Source organism: Streptomyces caniferus (genome assembly GCF_009811555.1).
GTDB classification, from domain to species: Bacteria; Actinomycetota; Actinomycetes; order Streptomycetales; family Streptomycetaceae; genus Streptomyces; species Streptomyces caniferus.
Genome location: NZ_BLIN01000005.1, coordinates 4,806,367 through 4,828,180, shown reverse-complemented (window position 1 = coordinate 4,828,180; position 21,814 = coordinate 4,806,367). Strand labels below are relative to the sequence as shown.

General features: G+C 71.8%; 16 protein-coding genes and 1 pseudogene. 4 read left to right on the top strand and 13 right to left on the bottom strand.

The genetic code is table 11. The features are described from left to right. Positions 1-97 precede the first annotated feature (97 nt). The 5 genes from Scani_RS37670 to bldG all read right to left on the bottom strand — a co-directional run bounded on the left by Scani_RS37670 (position 98) and on the right by bldG (position 6,982). A complete protein-coding gene (locus Scani_RS37670; RefSeq protein ID WP_159482123.1) occupies positions 98-1,636 on the bottom strand; it encodes a DUF7059 domain-containing protein in 1,539 nt (512 codons plus the stop codon). Between the two features lie 143 nt (positions 1,637-1,779). Then, positions 1,780-2,364 (bottom strand): small secreted protein, encoded by a 585-nt coding sequence (locus Scani_RS37665; protein ID WP_159482122.1) that lies wholly within the window; start codon positions 2,362-2,364, stop codon positions 1,780-1,782. A 218-nt stretch (positions 2,365-2,582) separates the two neighbouring features. Further along, positions 2,583-4,988 carry a sodium-translocating pyrophosphatase gene (locus Scani_RS37660; protein WP_159482121.1) on the bottom strand — a complete coding sequence of 802 codons (2,406 nt, stop codon included), beginning with the start codon at positions 4,986-4,988 and terminating at the stop codon, positions 2,583-2,585. Positions 4,989-6,085: 1,097 nt separating this feature from the next. Further along, positions 6,086-6,529: an ATP-binding protein gene (locus Scani_RS37655; protein WP_159482120.1), complete on the bottom strand. Its 444-nt coding sequence runs from the start codon at positions 6,527-6,529 to the stop codon at positions 6,086-6,088. A 111-nt stretch (positions 6,530-6,640) separates the two neighbouring features. Next, positions 6,641-6,982 (bottom strand): anti-sigma factor antagonist BldG, encoded by a 342-nt coding sequence (bldG, locus tag Scani_RS37650; RefSeq protein ID WP_030412609.1) that lies wholly within the window; start codon positions 6,980-6,982, stop codon positions 6,641-6,643. A gap of 162 nt (positions 6,983-7,144) precedes the next feature. Between bldG and Scani_RS37645 the strand changes: the two genes are divergently transcribed. Next, positions 7,145-9,508, top strand: a complete 2,364-nt coding sequence (locus Scani_RS37645) for a DEAD/DEAH box helicase (RefSeq protein WP_246296383.1) — start codon at positions 7,145-7,147, stop codon at positions 9,506-9,508. 198 nt (positions 9,509-9,706) lie between these two features. On the opposite strand, the pseudogene Scani_RS42030 reads toward Scani_RS37645, so the two are convergent. From Scani_RS42030 to ssd, 7 genes and pseudogenes are all read right to left on the bottom strand, one after another. After that, positions 9,707-9,898: pseudogene (locus Scani_RS42030) on the bottom strand (Rv3654c family TadE-like protein); the annotation flags it as partial. 55 nt (positions 9,899-9,953) lie between these two features. After that, positions 9,954-10,352, bottom strand: a complete 399-nt coding sequence (locus tag Scani_RS37635; RefSeq protein ID WP_159482119.1) for a TadE family type IV pilus minor pilin — start codon at positions 10,350-10,352, stop codon at positions 9,954-9,956. After that, on the bottom strand, positions 10,339-10,476 hold the full coding sequence (locus Scani_RS37630) for a DUF4244 domain-containing protein (RefSeq protein WP_371872427.1): 138 nt from the start codon (positions 10,474-10,476) through the stop codon (positions 10,339-10,341). The genes Scani_RS37635 and Scani_RS37630 overlap by 14 nt, the downstream gene beginning before the upstream one ends. 406 nt (positions 10,477-10,882) lie before the next feature. After that, the gene (locus Scani_RS40175) at positions 10,883-11,443 is read right to left on the bottom strand and encodes a type II secretion system F family protein (protein ID WP_308686618.1); all 561 of its coding nucleotides are present in this window, start codon (positions 11,441-11,443) and stop codon (positions 10,883-10,885) included. A gap of 295 nt (positions 11,444-11,738) precedes the next feature. Then, positions 11,739-12,644 carry a type II secretion system F family protein gene (locus tag Scani_RS37620; RefSeq protein ID WP_159482607.1) on the bottom strand — a complete coding sequence of 302 codons (906 nt, stop codon included), beginning with the start codon at positions 12,642-12,644 and terminating at the stop codon, positions 11,739-11,741. Positions 12,645-12,655: 11 nt separating this feature from the next. Further along, on the bottom strand, positions 12,656-13,822 hold the full coding sequence (locus Scani_RS37615) for a TadA family conjugal transfer-associated ATPase (RefSeq protein ID WP_159482117.1): 1,167 nt from the start codon (positions 13,820-13,822) through the stop codon (positions 12,656-12,658). Next, the gene (gene ssd, locus Scani_RS37610; RefSeq protein ID WP_159482116.1) at positions 13,819-15,132 is read right to left on the bottom strand and encodes a septum site-determining protein Ssd; all 1,314 of its coding nucleotides are present in this window, start codon (positions 15,130-15,132) and stop codon (positions 13,819-13,821) included. Before ssd ends, Scani_RS37615 begins: the two co-directional genes overlap by 4 nt. Positions 15,133-15,590: 458 nt before the next feature. On the opposite strand from ssd, the gene Scani_RS37605 reads away from it, so the two are divergent. Beyond that, positions 15,591-16,502, top strand: coding sequence for an HAD family hydrolase (locus Scani_RS37605; RefSeq protein ID WP_159482115.1), 912 nt, complete (start codon positions 15,591-15,593; stop codon positions 16,500-16,502). A gap of 365 nt (positions 16,503-16,867) precedes the next feature. On the opposite strand, the gene Scani_RS37600 is transcribed toward Scani_RS37605, so the two are convergent. After that, positions 16,868-17,764: a Fic family protein gene (locus tag Scani_RS37600; RefSeq protein WP_159482114.1), complete on the bottom strand. Its 897-nt coding sequence runs from the start codon at positions 17,762-17,764 to the stop codon at positions 16,868-16,870. A gap of 101 nt (positions 17,765-17,865) precedes the next feature. Between Scani_RS37600 and Scani_RS37595 the strand changes: the two genes are divergently transcribed. After that, positions 17,866-18,852, top strand: a complete 987-nt coding sequence (locus Scani_RS37595; protein ID WP_159482113.1) for an ATP-binding protein — start codon at positions 17,866-17,868, stop codon at positions 18,850-18,852. A gap of 556 nt (positions 18,853-19,408) precedes the next feature. Beyond that, on the top strand, positions 19,409-21,736 hold the full coding sequence (locus Scani_RS37590) for a SulP family inorganic anion transporter (protein WP_159482112.1): 2,328 nt from the start codon (positions 19,409-19,411) through the stop codon (positions 21,734-21,736). Positions 21,737-21,814: the final 78 nt, after the last annotated feature.

Here is a 21,814-nt window from a genome sequence, read left to right as displayed (position 1 = left end):
GCCGACACGGCCGCCGCCTGCCACTCCCCCGGTCCCCCGGCCCCGGCCTCTTCCTGCGTCCCCTTCCCCCACCCCGTTTTCTCGCTACCCTCCCCTGTCAGCCGTCCGCGGCCACCGGCTCCAGGAAGCCCTGCTCGACCAGCATCCGGATCGAGGCCGGTGTACGGTCCCGCAGCAGAACCGGATCCTCGCCGACGAGTTGGGCGATGGCGTCCAGAATCCGCCCGGCCGGAAGCGATCCGTCACACACCCCGGCGAAGCCCGCGCCCACCGTGTCCACCTTCGTCGCCCGCCGCATCCCGCGGTTCTGACGCAGCACCACGTGCTCGGGGTCCTCCGCCCCGGGCAGCCCGACCTGCTCCTGCACCACCTCGTCGGCGAGCCGGAAGTGTCCGGCGAGCAGCGCCGCGTCGTCCGTGGCACGCAGGTAGTCCTGGCGGTCGAAGTGCCGTACGACCGACTCCCCCAGCGGCTGTTCCACCGGATGCGGCCATTCCTCGACCGTGATCGACGGGGAATCCGAACCGGACTTGCGCAGCGTGATCCAGCCGAAGCCGATGGCCTTGGTCTTGCGCGCCTCGAACTCGTCGAGCCAGGCGCCGTACCGCGCCGCGTACGCCTCGTCACCGGCGCGGTGATCGCCCGCGTCACGCAGCCACAGCTCGGCGTACTGGGTGACGTCCTGCACCTCGCGCTGCACGAACCAGGCGTCGCACCCGCGCGGCACCCAGGAGCGCAGCCGGTCCTGCCACTCCTCGCCCGCCACGTGCTGCCAATTGGCCAGCAGCTGGCAGTAGCCGCCGTCGTTGAGATGCGCGGCGGACTGCTGGACGAGCGTCCGGCACAGGTCGTCGCCGCCCATGCCGCCGTCGCGGTAGGTGAGCCGGGCGCCCGGCGAGATCACGAACGGCGGGTTGGACACGATCAGGTCGTACGTCTCGTCCCCCACGGGCTCGAACAGCGAGCCCTCCCGCAGATCCGCCGTCCCCGCCCCGGAGAGCGCCAGGGTCAGCGCGGCGATCCGCAGCGCCCGGGGGTTGAGGTCGGTGCCCGTGACGCGGGTGGCGTGCTGAGCGGCGTGCAGCGCCTGGATGCCGGAGCCCGTACCGAGATCGAGCGCCTTGGCGACCGGCCTGCGCACCGTGATCCCCGCGAGGGTCGTGGAGGCGCCGCCGACACCGAGCACCAGCTGTGAGCGGTCCGTTTCCCCGACGCCCCGGATACCGCCGGCGCCACCGACCGCGCAGCCCAGGTCGGAGACGATCCACCAGTCCTGCCCCTCGGGGCCGCCGTACGGGCGCACATCCACACTGGCGCGCAGCTCGTCGCCGTCCCGCACCAGCCAGCCGTCGGCGAGGCAGTCCGCCACCGGCAGCGCGGCCTGCGCCTGCCGCAGCTCCGCCGGGCGCTGCAGCAGGAACAGCCGCACCAGGGTCTCCAACGGGCTGTCGCCGCGCGTCGCCCGCACGGCGGGGACGGTCTCGCTGCGCGCCAGCGCGGCGTAGGCCGGCGCGCCGAGCAGATCCAGCAGCCCGTCGGCGGTGAAGTCGGCGGCCAGCAACGCCTCGCGCAGCCGGGCGGTGCGGGTGTTGCTCTCGGGGTCCTGGACATCGGCGGTGGGGAGGTGCGTACTCACGCCCACCATTGTCGGCCCTGCCACCGACAATCGGCGACGGCCCGGCGCCACACCCGTCTCGGGCGCGTCGCCGGGCCGTCCGGAGCCGTTGTCGTGCGCGTTAGGAGCGGGCCTGCCGGCCCGCTCGTGCCTGCTTCGGCGCGCTAGGACTTCTTCGACTGCGTGGGGGCCGGGGAGCCGGACGCGGCCGGGTTCTGGCAGCCCTTCTGGGCGGCCATCGCCGTGCCGACGTCGCCGGACTCCAGGTTCTTGAAGGCCGCCTCGCTCTGCTTGTTGAGCTTGTTGATGCCGCTGGAGAGGTCGCGCAGACCGTCCGCGAACTTGAGCTTGTCCGAGGTGTCGAGGTTGTTGACCTGCTTCTGGAGGTCCGCATAGCCCTTGGAGAGCGAGTTGAGCTCCTTGACGGCGCTCTGCTGTGCCTGCTTGCCCTTGTCGGTGGGCGGCGGCCCGGCCTTCTCCAGGGACTTGGCCAGTGAGGCGTAGGCCTGGGAAATCTTCTGGAAGGCCGCCGAGTCGGTCTGCTGGACCTTCTTGGAGTCCGTGCTGCCGTTGTCGGCCGTCTGCATGGCGCCGTTGGCGTCCTGGATCTGCTTGAAATGAGCCTGCGCAGGGTCGCAGAAACTCTTCGCCCAGTCATTGAGCTTCTTGCTGCTGTCGTCGCTGCAGCCGGTCAGCGCGAGCACCAGTGCCGCACCGCCGGACAGTGCAGCCACAAGCTTCTTGTTCACCGGATTGGTCCCTTCCATGGCTCTCGGCCCCGGAACATACACGTCCAAAGGGCCTGGGCCACCGGTCGGGCATCCCGCCCGGCCCTCATTGCAGCCATTTGCACCAAGGACCGCAGGGCCACCCGAGCACGCGGAAGGCGGGTGGCCGGCGTCTGCAAAAAACGCCGCCCACCCGCCCAGTTGAGCGGTCCGCACGCCCTTTCGGAGGGCGGTTCCGGCTAGGACGCCACCGCCGTCGTGGCCGACTTGGCGATGTTCTCCGAGTCCTCGGAGTTGTCTTCGTCACCTACGGCGATTCCGCGCCGCTTGGAGACGTACACCGCACCGACGATGACGGCGATCGCCAGCACCGAGACGACGATCCGTACGCCCATGCTCTTGTCCTGGCCGTATGAGAACTTCACCACAGCGGGCGCGATCAGCAGCGCCACCAGGTTCATGACCTTCAGCAGCGGGTTGATCGCGGGGCCCGCGGTGTCCTTGAACGGGTCGCCCACGGTGTCACCGATGACCGTCGCGGCATGTGCCTCACTGCCCTTGCCGCCGTGATGGCCGTCCTCGACCAGCTTCTTGGCGTTGTCCCACGCACCACCGGAGTTGGCGAGGAAGACCGCCATCAGCGTGCCGGTGCCGATCGCGCCCGCCAGGAACGAGCCGAGCGCGCCGACGCCGAGCGAGAAGCCGACCGCGATCGGCGTGAGCACGGCCAGCAGCCCGGGAGTGGCCAGCTCGCGCAGCGCGTCCTTGGTGCAGATGTCGACGACCCGCCCGTACTCGGGCTGCTCGGTGTAGTCCATGATCCCGGGGCGCTCGCGGAACTGCCGGCGCACCTCGAAGACCACCGCTCCCGCCGACCGCGACACCGCGTTGATCGCCAGCCCCGAGAACAGGAAGACGACCGAGGCGCCGAGGATCAGCCCGACCAGGTTGTTGGGCTGCGAGATGTCCAGGCTGAGCCCCATCCCGCTCGCGGCATTGCCGATGTCCCGTACGGCGGTGGCGATCGCGTCCCGGTACGAGCCGAAGAGCGCGGCCGCGGCCAGTACGGCGGTCGCGATGGCGATGCCCTTGGTGATGGCCTTGGTGGTGTTGCCGACCGCGTCCAGGTCGGTCAGCACCTGCGCGCCGTCACCGGTGACATCGCCGGACATCTCGGCGATGCCCTGCGCGTTGTCGGAGACCGGTCCGAAGGTGTCCATCGCCACGATCACGCCGACGGTGGTCAGCAGACCGGTGCCGGCCAGCGCCACCGCGAACAGCGCCAGGATGATGGAGGCGCCGCCCAGCAGGTACGCCCCGTAGACGGCCAGGCCGATCAGCACCGCCGAGTAGACCGCCGACTCCAGCCCGATCGAGATACCGGAGAGGATGACGGTGGCCGGACCGGTCAGTGAGGTCTTTCCGATGTCCCTGACGGGCCGTCGGCTGGTCTCGGTGAAGTAGCCGGTCAACTGCTGGATCAGCGCGGCCAGCACGATGCCGATGGCGACCGCCACCAGCGCCAGCATCCGCGGATCGCCGCTGCGGCCCAGCACCTCGGGGTCGGTGACACCGGTCAGGTCCTGATAGCTGGACGGCAGGTAGGTGAACACCGCGACGGCCACCAGCACCAACGAGATGCCCGCGGAGATGAAGAAGCCGCGGTTGATCGCCGTCATACCGCTGCGGTCGCTGCGCCGGGGCGCGACGACGAAGATGCCGACCATCGCGGTGAGCACACCGATGGCCGGGACCAGCAGCGGGAACGCGAGCCCGGCGTCGCCGAAGGCCGCCATGCCCAGGATGAGGGCGGCGACCAGGGTCACCGCGTACGACTCGAAGAGGTCGGCGGCCATACCGGCGCAGTCACCGACGTTGTCGCCCACGTTGTCCGCGATGGTCGCGGCGTTGCGCGGGTCGTCCTCGGGGATGCCCTGCTCGACCTTGCCGACCAGGTCGGCACCGACGTCCGCGGCCTTGGTGAAGATGCCGCCGCCGACCCTCATGAACATCGCGATCAGCGCGGCGCCGAGCCCGAAGCCCTCCAGCACCTTGGGCGCGTCGACCGCGTACACAAGCACCACGCAGGACGCGCCGAGCAGGCCCAGCCCCACGGTGAACATGCCGACGACGCCACCGGTACGGAATGCGATCTTCATCGCCTTGTGAGAGACCGCCGTAAGATCCTTTTTCTTGGTTTCCCCCTCGGCCGGCGTGGCTTCTCGCGCGGCCGCCGCAACGCGCACATTGCTGCGTACGGCGAGCCACATCCCGATATAGCCGGTGGCCGCGGAGAATCCGGCGCCGATCAAGAAGAAGGCGCTGCGTCCGGCGCGCTGCGTCCAATTCTCCGCGGGCAGCAGCATGAGCAGGAAGAACACCACGACGGCGAATACGCCGAGCGTCCGCAACTGCCGTGCCAGGTAGGCATTTGCGCCTTCCTGCACGGCCGCCGCGATCTTCTTCATACTGTCGGTTCCCTCACCGGCCGCGAGCACTTGGCGGACCAGCACCGCCGCGACAGCCAGCGCCGCCAGGGCGACCACGGCGATCACCAGCACGATGTCGCGGTTGCCCGCCGTGAGTGAGGGCCCGGCCAGAAAAGTGGGGGTGTCAAGCAACTGAGGGGTGTAAGGCCCCGCCATTCGTCCTCCTTGACGTTTGGCACATGGGCGCGCGGAAGCACGCTCAGGCGTCCTGAGCAAGATGTGGACGGATTGTAGGGAGCCACGGTGGATCAAAACAGTACGCGTCAAAGGGAATTCGCCGGTAGCAGCGAAGATCAAAAGGCCGACGCCGCACGGAATTCGCCCGGACGAAGGAAAGCCACGAATTTGCTGACCACCGACCGATGATCTCTCTGTCGTACTGATCGTCCATGGATCGCAAACTGATCGTCGCTGCTCAAGGACCCCACTCCGGAACCTGGGACGCCATGGACCCGCGTGACGCCGGAGAGAATTGATCCGCCCGGCTTCGGCCGAACGGGTGGCCCACGACGCACGGCCCACGCCCCGACGCCCGGTGAGGCCCCATCAGATCGAGTCCGGATCGCAACGCTGGATTCCACGGGGAGGCGTCCGGGGCGGGGCGTCGGGGCGTCGGGGCGTCGGGGCGTCGGGGCGTCGGGGCGAGCGTGTGCCGGACGGGGGCCGAACGGGGGCCGAACGGGGGCCATGGTGTGTCGGGCCTACGGCGAGGCGGGTGCGGCGGGCTGCGATGGCCTTCTGGGGCGCTGGGGGCAGCTCTGTGGAGGCATGCGAGCCCCGTGGGGCCGGGAAGGCCACAGCTCGGTGGGGGGGAAGGGGAGGCCGCAGCTTGGGTGGGGGCACGGCGGGATGAGTGCGGCCGCGGGGCGCTCTTGGCCCGGCGTCTCTCCGACCCGCTGACCCGCAGGAGACGACCTCGGCACGCCGCCGCCGAACGGGGTCCGGAACCTCGTCGACCGCAGTGACCGCCCGCTGGAGGCGCCGCCCGGCGCGCCCACGCCCTCGGCGTCAGAGACCCGTCACGCGGCACGGGAAGCCCCGAGAAAAAGATTCAGGACAAGCGGATGAGCCGGATGGGCGGATGAGGCGGATGCCGGCTGCCGGACTCGGGGCGTGGAGCCCCGTCAGATTCTGATCGACCGGGTACGGCCGGGAGCGGCGCAAGCGTGCCGACAGGCATCACGAGATGGCCCCACCGACTACGGACGCAGCTCGGCTCCCCGGGGCATCCTCCGGACGCTCCGCCGGGGCAGTTACGGCAGGACCGCGGCCGTCGTGGTGGGCCAGGTCATGCGAATCAGCCCGCCGTCCTTGCCGACGGTCACCTCGACATCGTCGACCAGCCCGCTGATCACCGCGAGGCCCATTTCGTCCTCGCCCTCGGCGTCGCTGTCCGCGCCACCGTCGTTCTCGTCGCCGCCCCGCGCGCCGGACGTACCGGAGTCGCCGGAGACGCCGTCGCCCACCTCGATCGAGAACTTCTTCTCGTCCTCGATCAGCAGGACGCGGACGGGCTCGGCGATGTCATGGCTCTCGTGCAGCCCCACGGCCCGGCTGCAGGCCTCGCCGACGGCGAGCCGCACCTCGTCCAGCACGGCCTCGTCCACCCCGGCGCGCCGTGCCACGGCAGCCGCAACCAGACGCGCGGTGCGGACGTGCTCGGGAAGGGCGCTGAAGCGAAGTTCGACGGTGGCCATGCCATCCCCCTCGTTTTGCGGGCGTGCGACGCAGGGGGCCGGACACCGTGTCCGGAACCCCCCACTGCTTCCTCCCCCCGCGCCTGCTGGCGCGGGGGACCGGTAAAGCCGTCAGTCGGTAGCTGCGACGGCTTCCTCGACCGAGGTGTGAATCGGGAACACCTTGGTCAGTCCGGTGATTCGGAAGATCTTGAGAATGCGCTCCTGGTTGCAGACCAGGCGCAGCGAGCCCTCATGGGCACGCACCCGCTTCAGTCCGCCGACCAGCACGCCGAGCCCAGTGGAGTCGAGGAAGTCGACACGTTCCATGTCCACCACGAGGTGGTAGCTTCCGTCGTTCACAAGCTCGACCAGCTGCTCGCGCAGCTTGGGCGCGGTGTATACATCAATCTCGCCACCGACCTCGACGACCGTACGGTCGCCAACGGTCCGGGTCGACAGGGACAGGTCCACGGATCCTCCAGCACCTTGCTATCGAGCGGTCGCCCCCCTGGGGCCTCCCCACCGAAGGTAGGGGCGGATCTGGCAGCCGCGATGGCATTCAATCACTTACCGGCAGGCGTGCACGACGCCCTTTGAGCATTGTCCGTCACTCCGGTGACACACTCGGTGCCGATGGCCTCCAATCCAGTCCCGCCGGATGCGGGCGCGCGCCCTTCCCCAGGCATGATTCTCGACCGTCTCGCCCGGGGCGCGACCCGCGCTGCGCGCATCACTCATACGGAGCACTTGCCCCCGCGCATTGGCAGCCATGCCGACTGGCCGGAACAGATCCGGCCGGAGGTGATCGGTGCCATCCGTTCGGCCGGAATCGATCGTCCCTGGGCCCACCAGGCACGGACATCCGAACACGCACTGCGCGGCGAGTCGGTCGTCGTCGCCACCGGCACCGCCTCGGGGAAGTCCCTGGCGTATCTCGCGCCGGTCCTCTCCACGCTCCTGGACGGCTCCGAGGCTCCGAACGGACGGGGCGCCACAGCCCTGTATCTGGCCCCCACGAAGGCGCTGGCGGCCGATCAGCGGCGTGCCGTGCGCGAACTGGCCGCCCCGCTGGGCACGGCCGTGCGACCCGCGGTCTACGACGGCGACACCCCGGTCGAGGAGCGCGAATGGGTCCGCCAGTACGGCAACTACGTCCTGACCAACCCCGACATGCTGCATCGCGGCATCCTGCCGGCCCACCCCCGCTGGTCCTCCTTCCTGCGCGCGCTGCGCTATGTCGTCATCGATGAATGCCACAGCTACCGCGGCGTCTTCGGCTCCCATGTCGCGCAGGTCATCCGCCGGCTGCGCCGCATCTGCGCCCGGTACGGCTCCGAGCCGGTGTTCCTGCTCGCCTCCGCCACGGCCGCTGAGCCGGCGCAGGCCGCGACCCGGCTCACCGGCCTGCCCGTGGTGGAGATCACCGAGGACACCTCGCCGCGCGGCGAGTTGGCCTTCGCCCTGTGGGAGCCGCCGCTCACCGAGCTCCACGGCGAGCAGGGCGCCCCGGTGCGCCGGACCGCCACCGCCGAGACCGCGGACCTGCTCACCGACCTCGCCGTCCAGGGCGTACGCACCGTCGCCTTCGTCCGTTCCCGGCGCGGCGCCGAGCTGATCGCCCTGATCGCGCAGGAGCGGCTCGCGGAGGTGGACCGCTCGCTGCCCGGGCGCGTCGCCGCGTACCGGGGCGGATATCTGCCCGAGGAGCGCCGCGCCCTGGAACGCGCGCTGCACAGCGGCGATCTCCTCGGCCTGGCCGCCACCACCGCGCTCGAACTGGGCGTGGACGTCTCCGGTCTGGATGCCGTGATCATCGCCGGCTATCCGGGGACCCGGGCGTCCCTGTGGCAGCAGGCCGGCCGGGCGGGCCGCTCCGGGCAGGGCGCACTCGCCGTGCTCGTGGCCCGCGACGACCCGCTGGACACCTACCTCGTCCACCACCCCGAGGCACTCTTCGACCAGCCCGTCGAGTCCACCGTCCTCGACCCCGACAACCCGTACGTGCTCGCCCCGCACCTGTGCGCGGCCGCCTCCGAACTCCCGCTCACCGAATCCGACTTCGCGCTCTTCGGGCCTGCGGCCGGCGGTCTGATGCCGCAGCTGGAGGCCGCCAACCTGCTGCGACGTCGTGCCAAGGCCTGGCACTGGACGCGCCGCGAGCGGGCCGTCGACCTTACCGACATCCGCGGCCAGGGCGGCTCGCCGGTGCAGATCGTGGAGGAGGGCACCGGGCGGCTGCTGGGCACCGTGGACGCCGCCGCCGCGCACACCACCGTCCACGACGGCGCGGTCCACCTCCATCAGGGCCGTACCTATGTCGTCCGGCATCTCGACCTGGCGGACAATGTGGCGCTCGTCGAGGAGGCCCACCCGCCCTATTCCACGACCGCCCGCGACACCACCGCCATCGCCGTCCTCGAGACCGACACCGAGATCCCCTGGGGGGACGGCCGGCTGTGCTTCGGTTCCGTGGAGGTCACCCATCAGGTCGTCTCCTTCCTGCGCCGCAAACTGATCACCGGCGAGGTCCTGGGCGAGACCAAACTCGATCTGCCGCCCCGTACGCTGCGCACCCGCGCGGTGTGGTGGACGGTCACCGAGGACCAGCTCGACGCCGCCCGCGTCAATCCCGAGCAGCTGGGCGGCGCGCTGCACGCCGCGGAACACGCCTCCATCGGCATGCTGCCACTCTTCGCCACCTGCGACCGCTGGGACATCGGCGGTGTCTCCGTACCGCTCCACCCGGACACCCTGCTGCCGACCGTTTTCGTCTACGACGGCCATCCCGGCGGCGCCGGATTCGCCGAGCGCGCCTTCCACACGGCCGCCGACTGGCTCACCGCCACCCGTGACGCCATCGCCTCCTGCGAATGCGAGGCCGGCTGCCCTTCCTGCATCCAGTCCCCCAAGTGCGGCAACGGCAACGACCCGCTCCACAAGCGGGGAGCCATCCGGTTGCTGGGCGAGCTGCTGCGCGGAGTGCCGCAGGGGGACTAGAAGTCCCGTCGTTCGCCCGCAGGGCGGGACTTGCGGTGTCCGGTGCGTGCGATCGCAAGGCGGAGGGTCTTCCCGGCCCAGCGCCCGGTCGCCGTGCCCCGTCGGCCCAGCCCGGGACGACGCCAGGTCACCGCTCGCCGGCCCGGCCCGGGCCCGTACCCGGGAGGTGAACGGGCTGCGGCCCGCCTCGGCGGAGACATCGACGACCGGTCCGGTCACCGCACAGCGCACCAGGCGGGTGTGCTGTGCTGCCGCCACCCGGTGGGCTGCCGCACAGGCCGCGGCCGGGCCCTGCAGGGCGTGATCGGCGGCGGCCAGCGCCGCCAGGTCTGCCGCGCCACCCGCTCGGTGCCGCGCCGCGATCGCCTGCCCCACCCCCATCAGCGCCACGAAGACCGCGCACAGCGCCGCCGCCGCGAACACCGTCCAGACCGTCGCCGAGCCCTCATCGCCGCACCGTCTCCTCCGCAAGAGCCACCGCCTCCCCTCCGACCCGCACGGTCAGTTGGCCCACGCCGGGTAATTCGGCCTGCACCCGTACGCGCACCAGATCGCCCTCCCGCGCCAGTGCGACCCGCGCGCCCCTCGGAGCCGCGCTCCGCGCCGCCGACATCACCGCCGCCCGCGGTTCCGACCGCGCCGCGGCCCGCGCCCCGGCCCGCGCGGCATCCACACACTCGATACGGGCGCACACCGCCATCAGCCCCCAGATGAGCGCAGCCACCACCGCCACCAGCACAGGCATGACCACAGCGGTCTCGGCCGTCACAAATCCGCCGTCACGGGCAGCTCGCGGGGCTCCCCGGGCCCGAAGGCCCGGGGAGCGACCGTCAGAACTGAACATTGATCGCCCGCTCCAACGCCGCCTGGAGCAGCGCCTTCACCGGTCCGCTCGTCACGACCTTGTAGAGCACCGCCGCCAAGGCGCACGCCGCGAGCGTCCCCACGGCGTACTCCGCCGTGGTCATCCCCCGGTCGTCGGCCCCGAGCGCACGCAGCCGGGCCCTCCACCGTCGAAACACTCCAGCTCGAAACATTTCGTCCCCCTTTGCACAGCGACTGATGAATGGCACCCGATGAATGGCCTCTGCCGAGTGCCCCCTGACATTTGGCTTTCGATGTACGGCTTCGAGGTACCGCCTCTCCTCTGACCTGGCCGGTGACCGAGCCCGGTCGCTGCCGACACCGCCGGCAGCGGGGCGCGTTCACCGGCGTCGATGCCCCTGCCGGTGCCGGTGGCGGTGGCGATTCCCCCGCCGGTGGCGCTGTCGGTGAGCCGGGCTCCCCGCCGGCGATCCGGTCTCAGCCGCCGCCGTTGTCCGCCGGCCTCGTCCCGCTCCGCTCGTCGGCGCGCGAACTCACCTCCCTCACAGCTCAGTTACGTCCCAGCAGGCCGTCCGCCAGGCCGATGAGCACCGGCGCGACTCCGAGCGCCAGGAACGCCGGCAGGAAGCACGCCGACAGCGGGAGCGTGACCAGCACCCCGGCCCGCCGGGCTCGCGCGGTCGCCGCTCGGGCCCGCTCCGCACGGAGTTCGGCGGCGACCCGGGACGCCGACTCGACGGCCGGCACCCCGGATATCCCGGCGCGCTCCATACAGCGCGCCAGCCCTTCGGCACCGGGCAGGGCGGCCAGCCGGGGCCATACGACGGCGGGTTCACCACCCAGCCGCAGTTCCGCCGCCACCTGGCGCAGCCGCTCGGCGACCGGCCCGTCGAGCGACCGGCCCACCGCCTCGGCCGACTCCCGTGGACCGGCGCCCGCCGCGAGGCAGGCCGCCAGCAGATCGCCCGCCGGTGCCAGCTCCGCCTGTACCTCCGCGACCGCCGACCGGGCCGCCTCCACGTCTCGTTGGTGCGCCAGCCGGCGATGCGCCCCGTATCCCACGGCGAGTCCCGCCAGGACACCCGTCACGCCACCGATGAGAATGACCATGAAACAAGCCGCTCCGAGCGGGCCGGCCCACTCCTTCAGCAGGCCGTTTCGTACCGTGCCGTCCTTCGTGATCACCGTTCGTCTGCGGCGTCGGAACCGGGAGAACTTCCTGTTCCGGGCGCCGGACCCGCCATATCGACCGGGTCCCGCACCCCACAGCCCCGACACCCGCGTCCGCACCGCCCGCCCACGACGCGCCTCCCGCACCAGGGCCACGGCGCACAGCAACGCCGTTATGGCGGCAACCGCCATCCCCACCCTGTGGACAACTTCCACGTTCATACCGATCCCCTCCCTACGTGTCTTCCGCGGCAGCGACGATCCGGGCCGTCCAGGACACTCCGCACCACTCCAGGAGCCCGCCGATCACCAGGCAGCCCCACCCGGGCGGTGTGTGCAGCAGCACCCGCAGCGGGTCGGCGCCGAGCGCGCTGCCCATCAGGAGTCCGCCGGCCGGCAGCAGGGCGAGCATCAGCGCGGTGGCCCGCGGGCCCGCCAACTGCGCCCGCAGTTCGTCGCGTTGATCCCTCTGTGCCCTGAGTGCTGCCGCGATCCGTTCCAGCCCCGAGGCCAGTCCCGCGCCGCCCTCCACGGCCACCTGCCAACACGCGGCCATACCGGTCAGCCCCGCGGCCCCCGGCAGCCGTGCCGCGGCCCGCAGCGCCCGGGGCACGTCCCCGCCGTAGCGCGCGGCCGCCACCACCGCAGAACCGGCCGTACCGAGCCCCGGGGCTCCCGCGGCGAGCAGGGCCTGGGCGGGCTGCCGTCCGGCCCGCAGTTCCCCCGCCACCGCCGCGCACAGCCCGATCACGGCGACTGAGCGCCGGTCGCGCGCACGCACCGCTCCACGGGCGGCCAGCCGGCGGCGGACCAGGAAGAGGGCCGCCACAGAAGCGAGTACCGGGAGCACGGACCGGCCCAGCGCCGCCGCCACCAGCCCCACCGGCAGACACCAGATCTCCCGCCCGCAGGCCCCCCAGCGCCCGAAGCTCCAGCGCGGCCCGGCTTCCCCCTCGATCACCCGCCCCGCGCACCACTTCCGCACCCCCTCGCCCCGCAACCAGGCCCGCCACCCCACTGCCGGGCCCGCCTCTCCGACGCCCCCGAACAGCGCGCGGGCCCGCCGTCGTACGTCCTCCCGACGGCCACCGGCCAGCCGGCCCGCCCCCACCGCACAGAGCACCGCGGCCACCAGCGCCATGCCGACCGCGCTCACCGGACTCCGTCCCCGCTCCGCTCGCAGAGCCGCATCAACCGACCCCAGCCCCGCGCCTCTTGGAAGCCGCCCGCGCTCCAGAGGGCCGCCGGCACGGTCACCACGAACCCGTCACGGTCCCGCTCCAGGACATGGACCTCGGCGATCCGGCGGCGACCGGTCCGGTCGCGTACGAGGTGCAGGACGACCGACAGTGCGGCCGCCAGCTGGCTGTGCAGCGCGGCACGATCCAGGCCCGCCGTCGAACCGAGGGCCTCCAGGCGCGCGGGGACATCACATGCCGCGTTGGCATGGACCGTGCCGCACCCGCCCTCATGGCCCGTATTGAGCGCCGCCAGCAGGTCCGTGACCTCGGCGCCGCGCACCTCGCCGACCACCAGCCGGTCCGGGCGCATGCGCAATGCCTGCCGTACGAGGTCCCGTAGCGTCACCCGGCCCACCCCCTCCTGGTTGGCGGGCCGGCTCTCCAGGCGCACCACATGGGGATGGTCCGGCCGCAGCTCGGCCGAGTCCTCGGCCAGGACGATCCGCTCCGCCGGGCCGACCAGCCCGAGCAGCGTGCTGAGCAATGTGGTCTTCCCTGAGCCCGTACCGCCGCTGATCAGGAAGGACAGCCGGGCCGCCAGCATCGCTCCGAGCAGCCGGTCGCCGCCCGGCGGGACCGTGCCGGCCGCCACCAGTTCCGCGAGGGCGAAGGCCCGCGGCCGCAGCACCCGTAAGGACAGGCAAGTCCCCGCGACCGCCACCGGGGGCAGCACCGCATGCAGCCGGGTGCCGTCCGGGAGCCGGGCATCGACCCATGGCCGGGCGTCGTCGAGCCCTCGGCCCGCCACCGCCGCCAGCCGTTGGGCGAGCCGGCGCACCTCCGCCGCGTCCCGGAAGCGGACGCCGGTGCGTTCCAGCCCGCCACCGCGGTCCACCCACACCTCGTCCGGCGCGGTGACCAGGACGTCCGTGACATCGGGCGCGGCCAGCAGGGGTTCCAGCGGCCCACTGCCGACCATCTCGGACCGCAACGCGGCCACCACGCCCAGCACTTCGGCGTCCCCCAGGAGCCGCCCCTCCGCGCGCAGGGCCAGAGCCACCCGAGCGGGCGTGGGCTCCACACCGGCTTCGGCGAGGCGTCTGCGCACCGCCTCCAGCAAGACCTGGCTCTGGCTCATGACCAGCCACCGTCCCGGCCGGCTCCGCGGGCCCCCATGGGGCCGGCCACCGGCCACGACACCATCGCACCGGCCCGCATCGCCGCTCCAGGCACTGGGACGCCACCCGCCCCCGACCCCGGTCCTCCGCCCGGCCCCGCTCCCGGGCAGTGCCCCGGCCAGGCCTCCGGCCGCGCCGCGGAACCCTGCCCGCCGCTCTCGCTCCCGCTCCCGCTCTCCGTCACGCGTTCCCAGAATCCCGCGCAGAACCGTGCCAGCGGCCCCCGCACCTGCGCTCCCGGTGGTACGCCACGTGACAGGTCCGCCAACAGGCCGGCCTCCCAGGACACTTCACCGGCGAGCGGCAGCTCCATGAGGCGGGCGATCTCGTCCGGCGGCAGTCCGTGCCCATGGCGACCGGGAACCCCGCGCGCCACCACCCGCAGATCGCCGAGCACCTTCTGCACCCCGAAGGCCACCCGTTGGGCGGCCGCGACCGCGCGCAGCTCCGTGGGGACGAGCAGCAGGCCCATGTCCACCTGCGCGAGGGCCTCTGCCGTCGCCTCATCGATCCTGCGCGGCAGGTCGACCACCACGACGCCGCCGCGCCGCCGGGCCGCGGCCATGACCGCGCGCATGGCCGGGGGCGGGATGGTGACATCGGCTCCCCGGTCCCAGCTGAGGACCCGTAGCGCGTGCAGCCGCGGCAGCGACTCCGCCAGCGCCCCGCAGGCCACCCGGCCGCGCGATTCGGCGAAGGCGGGCCAGCGGAGCCCCTTCTCCTTCTCCCCGCCGAGCAGAACGTCCAGCCCGCCGCCCAGTGGATCGCCGTCGACGAGCAGGGTGCGCCGCCCCGTGCGGGCCGCGGTGACAGCCAGCGCACCGGCCAGGGTGCTGGCGCCGGCGCCCCCACAGCCGCCGATCACTCCGACCGTCAGCGCCGGGGGCCCGACGCCCTCGACGGCGTCGGCGATCCGGTCGGTCAGCCAGCGCTCGCCATCGGGAAGAGCGAGGACCCGCTCGGCCCCGAGGGCGACGGCCTGGCGCCAGAGACCCTGGTCGTCCGCGTCCCCGCCCGTGAGGATGACGCCCGCGCGCCGCGCGGCGCCGCCTAACCGGGGCGCGCAGTCATCGCCGACGATCACCAGGGGAGGCGCTTCCCAGTCCCCCTTGCGGGCCGGCAGGCCGTGGGCCACCTCGGGCAGCGCACCGGCCGCCGCGCACAGCCGCAGAAGATCGTCGAGGAGTCGTTCGTCCTCGGTGATGATGAGCGGCCCGCCCCGCTCCCCGTTGGTCCGGACCGACCCTTTCGACGGCGTTGTTTCGGCCACGTTCTGTCCCCCTGTCGCTACGCGACTCGCCCATCCGCGAACTCGCGGCTTTTTACGATGCAGCGATCGGGAAAACCTTGTGGATCTTGACCCGAAATTGTGGACAACTCCGGGGGTTGTGAATATCCCTGTCACCTATTCCAGCGACGAGCGGCTACTTGTGGGGCTCAGGAGACTCTTCCTCACAGGAGCACGCCGACTACGGTGCGTAATGAGATGATTGCGCCGAGAGTGTCGGCGCCGCGCAGGCAAGGGGAGAAGCGGATCGGCGGCCGGCGGCGAAAAATGCGTCCGGACATGCGACGACCCCCGCCGGGGGGGAGAGCGGGGGTCGTCCCCACGGCCGACTCGGGGGGGGAGGAGCCGGACCGGGTTAGCACGGTCGCGAACGATCCGTGACTTCCATGGTGTACCCGAGAGCCTTCTCAGGCAAACCCACGCGCCACACCTTACGCCGAATGGTGGGCGCCTATGCTCGCCCCGTGGAAAACCACTCCGTGCCTCACTCGACTCCCCGTACTGCCGCGTTCTTCGACTTGGACAAGACCGTCATTGCAAAGTCGAGCACGCTGACCTTCAGCAAGTCGTTCTACCAAGGCGGCCTGATCAATCGGCGGGCCGTACTGCGCACTGCGTACGCCCAGTTCGTGTTCCTGGCAGGCGGCGCCGACCACGATCAGATGGAGCGCATGCGGGAATACCTCTCCTCGCTGTGCCGCGGCTGGGACGTCGCCCAGGTGCGGGAGATCGTCGCCGAGACGCTGCACGATCTCATCGACCCCATCATTTACGACGAGGCCGCCTCGCTCATCGAGGAGCATCACGCCGCCGGACGGGACGTCGTGATCGTCTCCACCTCGGGCGCCGAGGTCGTCGAACCGATCGGTGAACTCCTGGGCGCGGACCGGGTGGTGGCCACCCGTATGGTCGTCGGCGAGGACGGCCGCTTCACCGGAGAGGTGGAGTATTACGCCTACGGCCCGACCAAGGAGGAGGCCGTCCGGGAACTCGCCGCATCCGAGGGATACGACCTCGAGCGCTGCTATGCGTACAGCGATTCGGCGACCGATGTCCCGATGCTCTCGGCGGTGGGTCACCCCTACGCGGTCAACCCGGACCGGGCGCTGCGCCGTGAGGCGGTGGCGCGTGGCTGGCCGGTTCTCTCCTTCAACCGCCCGGTGCCGCTCAAGCAGCGGCTTCCGTCGCTGTCCATGCCCTCGCGGCCGGTGCTCGCCGCCATGGCCGCGGTGGGTGCGGCCATGGCCACCGCGACGCTGGTCTGGTACACGACGAGCCGGCGGAAAACCGCAAAGCCACGCCTTGGCGTTATTGGCCCGACCGGTCGCACCGCCCGCAATGCCCGCGTTTGAAGTCAAACGTAAAGATCTGCAGGTTGGGGTTCCGCTTGCCCCGCCCGAGTAGTACAAAGGACTTAACGGCCCGCGAGACCAAGGACATCCGAGAGGAACACCTTTAACGCAGGAAGTGGCCCACGGACCGATGCATGAATGTCGGGCACCCACGCGACGCCGACCCGTCGATTACGGGCCAGCCGCACCAGGTAACCGGACGAAGATTCCGACCTGATGGGCATATATGTGAGCACGCATGGTAACCCGACGGACATGCCAGCGGCGGTACCACCCATTGGTACCGCCGCAACCCTGTTCAGGGGCAATGAAGCAATGCTTCCGCAATTCTCGGGCACCGACCGGAGCTTTCGCCCCGGCTTCCCTTATGCCGCGCCGCGCTGCAGCGCCTCACAGACGGCGGTGCTCTCCCGTACGCCCAGCTCCACCGCGCGTCCGCAGTGCGCGATCCACGCCGCGACGCCCTCCGGGGTGCCGGAGACGTAGCCCTCCAGGGCCGCGACATAGGCCGCGCGCCCCAGTTCGGCGTGCCCGACCTCGGCGGGGCAGATCGACTTCGGGTCCAGCCCGCTGCCGATCAGCACGATCCGCTCCGCAGCCCGCGCGACCAGCCCGTTGCAGGTGGCGAACGGGCGCAGGGCCAGCAGTTCGCCGTGCACCACTGCCGCGGTCACCAGCGCCGGCGCCTCGGTGCCGGTGAGCAGCAGCCGCGACAGCCCGTCCAGGCGCCCGGCGACCTCGTCGGCATCCGGGAGCGGCAGCTCGATGAGCGGTTCGTCGACCGGCTCCGCGGCCAGCCGGGGCCGCCCCACAGTGTCGTCCGCCGTCTCGTCCGGCCCTCGCCGGCCCTCGGCCTCGCCCGGGCTGCGCCCCGAGGCCGCCACCAGGTGGAGCCGCGCCAGCACCCGCAGCGGCGACTGCCGCCACACGCTGAGCAGCTGCCCGGCCTCGGCCGTCAGCCGCAGGGCCGCGCCGACGGTCCGCGGTTCGCCCTCGACACCGAAGTCGGTACGGCGCCGGACCTCTTCGAGCGCCCAGTCGGCCCCCGAAAGGGCCGCGGAACCGCGCGCTCCGCGCAGCGCCGCCTCCGAGGTCACCTCGTTGCTGCGGCGCCGCATGACCCGGTGCCCGTACACCCGGTCGACGCCCTTGCGGACGGCGGCCACGGAGTCGGCGACCCCCGGTAGCGAGGCCAGGGTCGCGAGCGGGTCGTCGCTCGCTTTCGGGGGTGCGGGGGACGTCCCCCGGGTGTTTCCAGCCATGGGTACGACCCTACGCACCACCGGGCCCTACCCCTCGAAGGAGTGGTCTTCCTCACGCGACCCTCTCACTCTGAGCAATGTCACGCTTACCCTTGGTGAACATGAAGATCGCTTTCGTAGGCAAGGGCGGCAGCGGCAAAACCACCCTGTCCTCCCTGTTCATCCGCCATCTCGCCACGACCGGGCTCCCCGTGATCGCCGTGGATGCCGACATCAACCAGCATTTGGGCGCCGCCCTCGGCCTCGACGAGACGGAAGCCGCCACGCTTCCCGCGATGGGCGCCCATCTCCCGCTGATCAAGGACTACTTGCGCGGCAGCAATCCGCGGATCCCGTCCTCCGAATCAATGATCAAGACCACCCCGCCCGGCGAGGGCTCCCGGCTGCTGCGGGTCTGCGAGGACAACCCCGTCTACGACGCCTGCGCCAGGACGGTGGCGCTCGACGACTCCGCCGTACGACTGATGGCGACCGGGCCGTTCACCGAGTCCGACCTGGGTGTGGCCTGCTACCACTCCAAGGTCGGCGCGGTGGAGCTGTGCCTGAACCACCTCGTGGACGGCCGCGAGGAGTACGTCGTCGTCGATATGACGGCCGGTTCCGACTCCTTCGCGTCCGGGATGTTCACCCGCTTCGACATGACCTTCCTGGTGGCCGAGCCGACCCGTAAGGGCATCGCCGTCTACCGCCAGTACAAGGAGTACGCGCGGGACTTCGGCGTCCCCCTGAAGGTCGTGGGCAACAAGGTGCAGGGCCCCGAGGACCTGGCGTTCCTGCGCGACGAGGTCGGCGAGGACCTCCTGGTGGCCGTCGGCCACTCCGACTGGGTGCGCGCCATGGAGAAGGGCCGCCCGACCCGCTTCGTCTACCTGGAGGAGGACAACCGCCACGCCCTGGAAACACTGCACCGCACCGCCGACGCCGCCTACAGCCGCCGCGACTGGGAGCGCTATACGCGCCAGATGGTCCATTTCCATTTGAAGAACGCGGAGAGCTGGGGCAATGCGAAGACCGGGGTGGATCTGGCGGCCCAGGTCGACCCGTCCTTCGTGCTCTTCGAGGGAACGGCTGCCCCACAGCCCGCCTGACCCGCCGGACGGCGCCGGCGGGCGCGGCCGGTGTGCCCGCCGGTGCGGACGGCACCGGGGTGAACGGGCCCGGAGGGGCGCTGAAAAGGCAGGCCCGTCGCCCCTCCGGCGTTCGCCGCACCGGCAGCGTCACCCCGGAGCGCGATCGCTGCAGCTATGGATGCGATCGCCTTTCCTGCCCCGCCTTCGGCTGCATCGCCTTTGGCGCCGCCGCTATCAGCCACCTCGTTTCCGCTATCCGTGCGCGTCTGCCGAGTGATGCATCGAAATCACGGCGCACCGGCTTCTTTCTGCCGAGAAGAAGCAGGAAAAAGAGGCAGGAAATCGGCAAGCCAGATGTCTTAGCATTCACCCCATAGGGGGAAGGATGACGGCATTTGCCGGTAAAAGCTTCTCCTGACCTTTACCTGTCATTACGGTTCATTTACCGATGCTTGAGAGTCACCGGACCGTCGCCCAACGGCGACAACCGCCGGCCGGCTCACGTCCCGCCGCAGTACACCGCCGCCCCACGATCGCGCCCCCGCGCGACCGCGTCGCCCCGGAGGAGACGGGAATGCCGCAGATCGAGAAGTCGCCGCCGCGCACCTCGCACCACACCGAAAGCCCTCCCGGGCCCCGTACGCCCTCGGGGCCCGGCCCTCGCACGAAGAAGGCCGGCCGGACCGCTTTCCGAGGGGATCTCTCCGCTTCGGTCGTCGTCTTCCTGCTCGCGGTCCCGCTGTCGCTGGGCATCGCCCTGGCCACCGGCGCCCCGCTCCAGGCCGGCCTGGTCGCCGCGGTCGTCGGCGGCATCGTCGCCGGACTGCTCGGCGGCGCCCCGCTCCAGGTGACCGGGGCCGCAACCGGCCTCCTGGTGGTCACCGCCGACCTGGTCCAGCGCTACGGCTGGCGCGCCACCTGCGCGATCACGGTCCTGGCCGGTCTGGCCCAAATCGTCCTGGGCGCCGTACGGGTGGCCCGTGCGACGCTGGCCGTCAGCCCGGCGATCGTGCACGGCATGCTGGCCGGTATCGGGGCCACCATCGCCCTCGGGCAGCTCCATGTGGTGCTCGGCGGCAGCCCCGACAGTTCGGCACTCGACAACGCCGCCGCGCTGCCCGGCCAGTTGGCGCATCCACACCTCGCCGCGCTGCTGATCGGCACCGTCACCGTCGCCGTGCTCATCGGCTGGGGACGGCTGCCGGGCCGCGCCGGGCGGTGGGCGCGGGTGCTGCCGGCCCCGCTGGCCGCCGTGCTCGCCGCGACGGCCGTGAGCGCGGGGACGGCGGTGGCGCGCGTGGAGCTGCCGTCCTGGCGGCTGCCCGAGCCGCCCGCGCTGCCGGACGTCTCCCTTCCGGCGCTCGCCGCCGCGGTGTTGACCGTCACCCTCGTCGCCAGCATGGAGTCGCTGCTGTCGGCAGTGGCCGTGGACCGGCTGGCGGCCGAGCGGCCGGGCGCTCCCACGGGGCGGGCCCGGCTCAACCGCGAACTGGCCGCTCAGGGCGTGGCCAATGCCGTCTCCGGGCTGCTGGGCGGTCTTCCGGTCTCCGGAGGCGCGATGCGCGGCTCGGCCAATGTGCGGGCGGGCGCGGCCACCCGCCGCGCCACCGTGCTGCACGGCGTATGGGTGCTGCTGACCGCGGGCCTGCTGGCGGCCGTACTGGAGCTGATCCCGCTGGCCGCGCTCGCCGCGCTGGTGATGGTCGTCGGCGTACGGATGGTGAGCTTTGCGCATATCCGGCACGTCCAGCGGCACCGCGAATTCCCGGTGTACGCGGCCACCTTGGGAGGCGTCGTGCTCTTCGGCGTACTCCAGGGCGTACTGACGGGCATCGCCGTCGCGCTCTTCCTGGCGCTGCGCCGGCTGACGCACACCCGGATCACGGTGACCGAGGAGGCCGACGGCCACCGGGTACGCGTCAGCGGCCAGTTGACGTTTCTGGCGGTGCCGCGGCTGACCCGGGCGCTGGGGCAGGTGCCCGCGCACACCGATGTCGTCGTCGAGCTGTGCGGCTCGTTCATGGATCATGCCGCCTACGAGGCGCTGCAGTCCTGGTCCACCGCCCATCGGGCGCACGGCGGCTGGGTGAACCTCGGCGGCCGCCCGGGACGGCCGATCGCCGAGCCGGCCAAGGCGCACTCCTGCCGCCCGTGGACGCCGTGGCGCAACCACCACTGCACCCGGCCCGCCCCGGACCCGGCAGTGGCGACGGAGAGCAGCGGCAGCCAATTGCTGGGCGGGGTCAGCGCGTTCCAGCGCCATACGGCACCGCTCGTGCGCGAGGAGCTGGCCCGGCTGGCGCGCGAGGGCCAGCGGCCCAGCCAGCTGTTCCTGACCTGCGCCGACTCCCGGCTGGTCACGAGCATGATCACGTCGAGTGGGCCGGGTGATCTGTTCACCGTCCGCAATGTCGGCAACCTGATGCCGCCGCCCGGCTCGGATGCCTCCTGCGACTCCGTGGGAGCGGCGATCGAGTACGCCGTGGAGGTGCTGCGGGTCGGCTCGATCACGGTGTGCGGCCATTCGGGGTGCGGGGCCATGGGGGCGCTGCTGGGCGCCGCCGCTCCGGAGGACGCCGAGCCGACGCCGCTCTCCCGGTGGCTGCGGCACGGGCGGCCGAGCCTGGCCCGTATGCAGCGCATCGGGCGGCTGGGGCGGGGTGAAGTCTCCCTGAGCGGGCGACCGGTGGACGACGACCAGGAGCGGCTGGCGCTCGTCAACGTCATGCAACAGCTCGACCACCTCAGGGCACACCCCTGCGTGGCGCGCCGGGTGGCCGAGGGCGCGCTCACGCTGCACGGCATGTATTTCCATGTCGGCGAGGCCCAGGCGTACGTGCTCGACGAGGCCACCGGGCGGTTCTGCGCGGTCCGCGGCGAACCGGCGCCGGTGACGGTCTGACCTGCGCGGAGGCCCCTCGGCATCCCCGAAACTGACTCCCCGCCAAAAGGTCTACACCAATATTTTTCCACAGCCCTT